Below are 5,060 nucleotides of genomic sequence, written 5' to 3' on the forward strand. Positions count from 1 at the left end.
GATGCTTCCACCTATAACAAACCACTACGCTGGTGGTTTGGTTTTATTAGAGAATATACTCAGCACTTAAACTGATCGGCTCGTTGTATGCGTCCACAAGGGAGTTTTTTCCTTGCTTCTTAGCATTGTATAACGCTTGGTCTAATATCGAATAGAGCTCATCAAAGTTGGTGAGTGGCATTGAGGTTGATAGATAGGCCAGACTCGCAGATATATTCAATTGATGGTTATTAAGCGAATGTACACTCTTTTCTGAAATTGTTTTATGCAGACTTTGTATTCTAAAGGGAACGTCAATCTCATCGACGTTTTTCAATAGCAAGATAAACTCTTCTCCACCTAAACGACCCAAGTAATCTCCCTTATTAAGTTTAGCTTTAAGCGCTTTGCATACCTGTTGTAGTACTAAGTCGCCAGTCGGATGACCATACTGATCATTAATCGCCTTAAAGTCATCTAGATCGATTAATGCTAGAACGTAGCGGAAGTCTCCTTCCGCTTTGGAGGTTTGGCTTTTAATCGTCTCTATAATTGCCGCTCTGTTTAATGCACACGTTAAGCTGTCTATTTTGGCTTTTAAGCGTGTTTGTCGCTGAACCATCAATGCCAGAGCGAGGAGAATCAATAAACAGAAAACAACAAAATTATAAGTGCGTTGTTGGTCTGTGAGTTTTTCAAACTGGTACTGACTTAGAAGAGTTTCGTTGTTCAACTGCGCGACTTGTAGATCATATTCATACTCTTTTTTAGTGAGATCTAGTGCCTCTAACGCCTTGATATTACTCGCGTCTCGGTTCGTTAGTTCAATCGTCGAGTAGGCCTTGTGATGCTCCAGTGCCTTTTTGTAATCATTTTGAGCTTGGTATGCTTTTGAGAGGAGTAATTGGGCTTGCGCTTGCAATAAGGGCCTAGCGTTTTTTACCGCTAATCTTAACGCTATTGTACTGTGTTCAATCGATTTTTCGGGTGTATGGTTCTTTAAATATGCCAATCCAGCAGCCAAATGACCCTCTGTTTCAAGGTGCGTATTCTCATAAGTTTGGGCAATGTTTAATGCTCTTCCAATGTAATCTACCGCGGTATCCAATTGCCCAGAATCGGCCAAAGCAGCAGATAACCCTAAATAGGTCAACCCTTGCCCGTATGGATAATGAAGTTGTTCGAGAATCGTCAATGCATTTTTGTAGTGGCTGATGGACTTATCGAGTTCTTTGGATTTTCTGTACATCGCTCCTAGACTATGTTCGACTTGTGCAACTTCAAGAGGTGTCCCTTCATCTTGGCGAACCAGTAGGGCTTGAATGAGATATTGCTCTGATTGTTCAAATTGCCCCAGCTCTGCAAGTAAATTGCCGACGTCATTGTAAATCCCTGAAGGATCGCTTTGCGTCGACATGTTGGCCATCAACTGTCGATACAAACTTAAGGCTTTTTCATAGTCACCGCGGTAATTGTAGTTATTTGCTATTACGCGCAAAGCAAGATCAACAGGGAAGTTTTCTTGATGCTTATGATTTAAGTGGCTCTCTAAGGATGAGCAATAAAAGTTTGCTTTGTGATAACGACCTTGTTGATTCAGCGTATAACAAAGTTGATAGTTCATCAGAGCCTTGCCTTCGGAATCGGATATTTTCTTCATTGTCTGTCGCAAAGAAGAAAAGCTATCTACTGAGGCCTCGTAACTACCATGCTTACGTTCCTTTAAGGCAAGAATATATTCTGATTCTAATTGAGAAAAACGGTTGTCTAAGACTTGACTGCTGCCGTAGTAAGGCTGATTTATGTTTGACATATATTCATAAATCAATCCACTTACGTAGAGCTTTTCGCTGTCCGATTTCGCTGTATGGTAGCGATCTTGAAGCATGCTCAATGCCGACTCAGGGTTGCTTCGTAGTGTGGTTTGGTAGACAGAGTGCCACTGTGTGATATTTTGGTTTGGTTCAATATCTTGAGTGTCGCTTGCATATACTGGAGTGAGCAAAAGTGACGCAAGCAAGGGATAGAGCACGCGCATGTTTAAACGAGCCTTTAATTTAAGGTGCCTTTAAAGTTGAGTTATCATAGCGCTTTTAACGCATCAGCGTTGTGATTAAGTTGGGTGTACTAAGAAAAAGAGTAGTGAAACTATGCACTTGGTCGAGATATTGAAAGAAGAGGCATAAAAAGAAAGACCTCAACATAAAGTTGAGGTCAGAAATCTTTAATCAATGTAAAGCTTTGCTAGATCTTGAGGCTCCATTTCTTTGCCTTCTAACTGATCGTTCCAGTTAGTTCCAACAAGAACACCATCTTCAGCAAGAGTCAAAAGCCAATCTTCAACAAAGATATCTAATGGGATTTCTAGTACAGTAAAATCTGCCCATTCTTCAACATTATGTGCTTCTGCATCTTCTTTAGAAGACCAGAAAGGCATGACTTCGCTGTTTTCGAATTCAGTTGAATCGCAAGATAGCCAACCTTCTTCATTGCGTAAACCCCAAACCAATTGGTTTTCTTTCGTTTCTGCAACAAAAAGGTCAAGGTTCGCTTGGATATCTGATGTAAGTTTGCTCATTTCAAAACTCTCGTTGTTATGACGTGGCTAGAGTAACACTAAAGTGCCGATTCCTAAAGCATAATACGGTTGTCGAAATGAGTAAAAATAAAGGAGCCGAAGCTCCTTTTCTGAGGTTAAGTATTCACTCGTTTTTGTTTGCTTTATGCTCACAGAGCAAACAAAAACAGGTACTTTACCTTTCTGGAAGAGTTGTGAATATTGTCCACTCTCTTTTTATCTCGCCTTTGTAACCAACGACTGATGCGGTTACTCGACGATTTAAAGCATGGCTGACTTCATCGGTCCCTTGTTGTGCTAAGTGAGTGTCACCAAAACCAACAATGCGGACTCTACTCGGTTCGATGTCGTAGCTTAGTAGGGCTTCACGGACATTGCGTGCTCGTCTTTCAGAAAGATCTTGGTTATGCTTTGAACCACCAACTTTACTAGCATAGCCGTGCAGCTCTATCGAAGTAGTAGGGTACTCTTTTAAAAAGTCGGAAAGCTCTCGGACTTGTCTTCTGAAGACTGGATTGATCTCATCAGAGTCGTTAGCAAAAAGTATCCGCACTTGCATGTTATCTGATGCTTTAATGTATTCTCCACAGCCGTCGTTGTCGACCTCTGAGCCTTCAGGTGTACCTGGGCACATATCTCGAGCATTGATGACACCATCGTTATCGTCATCTTGCAAATCTGCTATTTGTTCTGCATTTGGTACAGGGCGATACTCATATTCGTCTTCAGCAACAACGTGTTGAGTGATGGCGAGCATACCCAATGCAAATAGAATCTTCACTGGTTTCATGATCAGTACTCCACCTTTTCATTCCATTCTGTAGGTACATCGACACGCAAGGCATTTAACAATTGGCCAGTCGCGTTCATAACGCGGTACTTGGCGTACTGCTCTGAGTATCGAGCATCCAAGTAGTTCTTTCTCGCTTCGAAAAGTTCGTTTTCAGTATTTAACAAGTCCAGCAGAGTGCGTTTTCCAATGCGATACTGCTTTTCGTAGGCGATGACAGTTTCAGAGGCCGAATCTACGTGATCCGCTAGGAACTCTTTTTGTTGAAGTGTTAAATCTAACGCACTCCAAGATAGACGAAGACCTTCTTCTACTTGGCGGTATGCACGTTCTCTTAGGTCTTTTGCTTTATTTAGTTGGTAGGCAAAACTTTCAGCGTTGGCTACGTCACTACCACCGTTAAAGAGGTTGTAACGCATACGTAACATTGCTGTTGTCTCTTCGCTGCTTCCTTCGATACCGCTTGCATCATCACGCCATGTTTGAGCAGCTTCTACCGATATCGTTGGGTAGTAAGTTCCCTTAGATTGCTTGTATTGGAACTTTGCAGAGTCCACATCAGCTACCGAAATTTTGATTACTGGATGTGACTCGAATGCCAAGTCAATCGCTTCATCGATGGTGTAGGGAATAAAGTTTTGGTCCGCTCTTGGGAAAATCAATCCTTGTGGTGACTGTCCGACAAGGCGTGTAAAGGTGGTGTGGCTGTCATATAAGTTGTTCTGAGCTGCCACCAAGTTACCGTGAGCCTTTGCTAAACGAGCCTCTACCTGGGTTAGGTCTGCTGTAGAACCGATACCTGAGTTAACTCGCTTTTTAATGTCTTCATAGATCTTCTTATGCACTTTCAAGTTATTCTCGGAAAGTGTAAGAATTTCATAAGCTTTTACTGAGTCTAAATAAACTTTCGCGACCTCTAGAGCGGTGTCTTGGGCATCAGCTAGAAGTTGATAACGGACCGATTCAGCATCAGCTGCTGTTCGATCCATATCATTAAGTGTCGCTGAACCATCCCATATTAGCTGGGTTAGTGTCACGGTGGCTTCTTTTCTTGTCAGATCGGTTGAATCTCGCCCTGACTCTGCAGGTTTGATTCCTTCGTAACCGATACCGGCATCTAAGTCTACGGATGGGAGGTAAGCACCACCAGATGCTTCATTCACATACTGCTTGCTAACGAATTCATTGAACGCACTTTTGATGTCAGGATTGGTTTTTAATGTGTTTTCAACCGCTTGCTCTAGCGTTTGCCCAAAAGCATGACTAGCGGTGAACATACCAATACAAAAGGCGTTGGCACGAGTCCACTTCACTGTGATTCTCCTAGATAATGGTAAAAATTCTCGAGGTGATAGGGCTTATAAGTGGAATACTTATAAGGGCGTCAATAATTTAGCGCACAATAACATTAATATGCGATGAAGTAACCTGTTGATTCGCTGTTCATTTGTTTCAATTTTGATAAATCAACCTACTAAATCTGCCTAAAACTTGAATTAAGATCTCAAATTAAAGATGGAGGTAATGGCTAGAAACGAGTGTCCAGATTTTAATAAAATAAAACACTTATGCATCTGGATTCTTATTGATGTATGACACATAATTACTTTATTGAGCATCAAATTGCTGTTATTGCACTATATATTCGGGCAATATATAGCAAATTAGTATTGTTAGTCAAAAACTTGACAGTTATTTAGGGTTAAGGTTTAT

General features: G+C 41.4%; 4 protein-coding genes. All 4 read right to left on the bottom strand.

The window, feature by feature from the left end:
• Positions 1 to 46: 46 nt before the first annotated feature.
• Positions 47 to 2,017 (bottom strand): tetratricopeptide repeat-containing diguanylate cyclase, encoded by a 1,971-nt coding sequence (locus J4N43_RS07400; RefSeq protein ID WP_053350370.1) that lies wholly within the window; start codon positions 2,015 to 2,017, stop codon positions 47 to 49.
• 186 nt (positions 2,018 to 2,203) lie between these two features.
• Positions 2,204 to 2,557 carry a DUF2750 domain-containing protein gene (locus J4N43_RS07405; RefSeq protein ID WP_005377352.1) on the bottom strand — a complete coding sequence of 118 codons (354 nt, stop codon included), beginning with the start codon at positions 2,555 to 2,557 and terminating at the stop codon, positions 2,204 to 2,206.
• 175 nt (positions 2,558 to 2,732) lie between these two features.
• The gene (locus tag J4N43_RS07410) at positions 2,733 to 3,347 is read right to left on the bottom strand and encodes an OmpA family protein (RefSeq protein WP_005377354.1); all 615 of its coding nucleotides are present in this window, start codon (positions 3,345 to 3,347) and stop codon (positions 2,733 to 2,735) included.
• A 2-nt stretch (positions 3,348 to 3,349) separates the two neighbouring features.
• Positions 3,350 to 4,660 carry a TolC family outer membrane protein gene (locus tag J4N43_RS07415; RefSeq protein WP_017635971.1) on the bottom strand — a complete coding sequence of 437 codons (1,311 nt, stop codon included), beginning with the start codon at positions 4,658 to 4,660 and terminating at the stop codon, positions 3,350 to 3,352.
• Positions 4,661 to 5,060 lie beyond the last annotated feature (400 nt).

It is taken from the genome of Vibrio sp. SCSIO 43009 (genome assembly GCF_023716525.1).
Classification (GTDB): Bacteria; Pseudomonadota; Gammaproteobacteria; order Enterobacterales; family Vibrionaceae; genus Vibrio; species Vibrio alginolyticus.

What these genes read in the sequence shown, in the direction of transcription:
- J4N43_RS07405 (WP_005377352.1), bottom strand. Translation starts at nt 2,557, where the DNA reads ATGAGCAAACTTACATCAGATATCCAAGCGAACCTTGACCTTTTTGTT.
- J4N43_RS07400 (WP_053350370.1), bottom strand. Translation starts at nt 2,017, where the DNA reads ATGCGCGTGCTCTATCCCTTGCTTGCGTCACTTTTGCTCACTCCAGTA.
- J4N43_RS07410 (WP_005377354.1), bottom strand. Translation starts at nt 3,347, where the DNA reads ATGAAACCAGTGAAGATTCTATTTGCATTGGGTATGCTCGCCATCACT.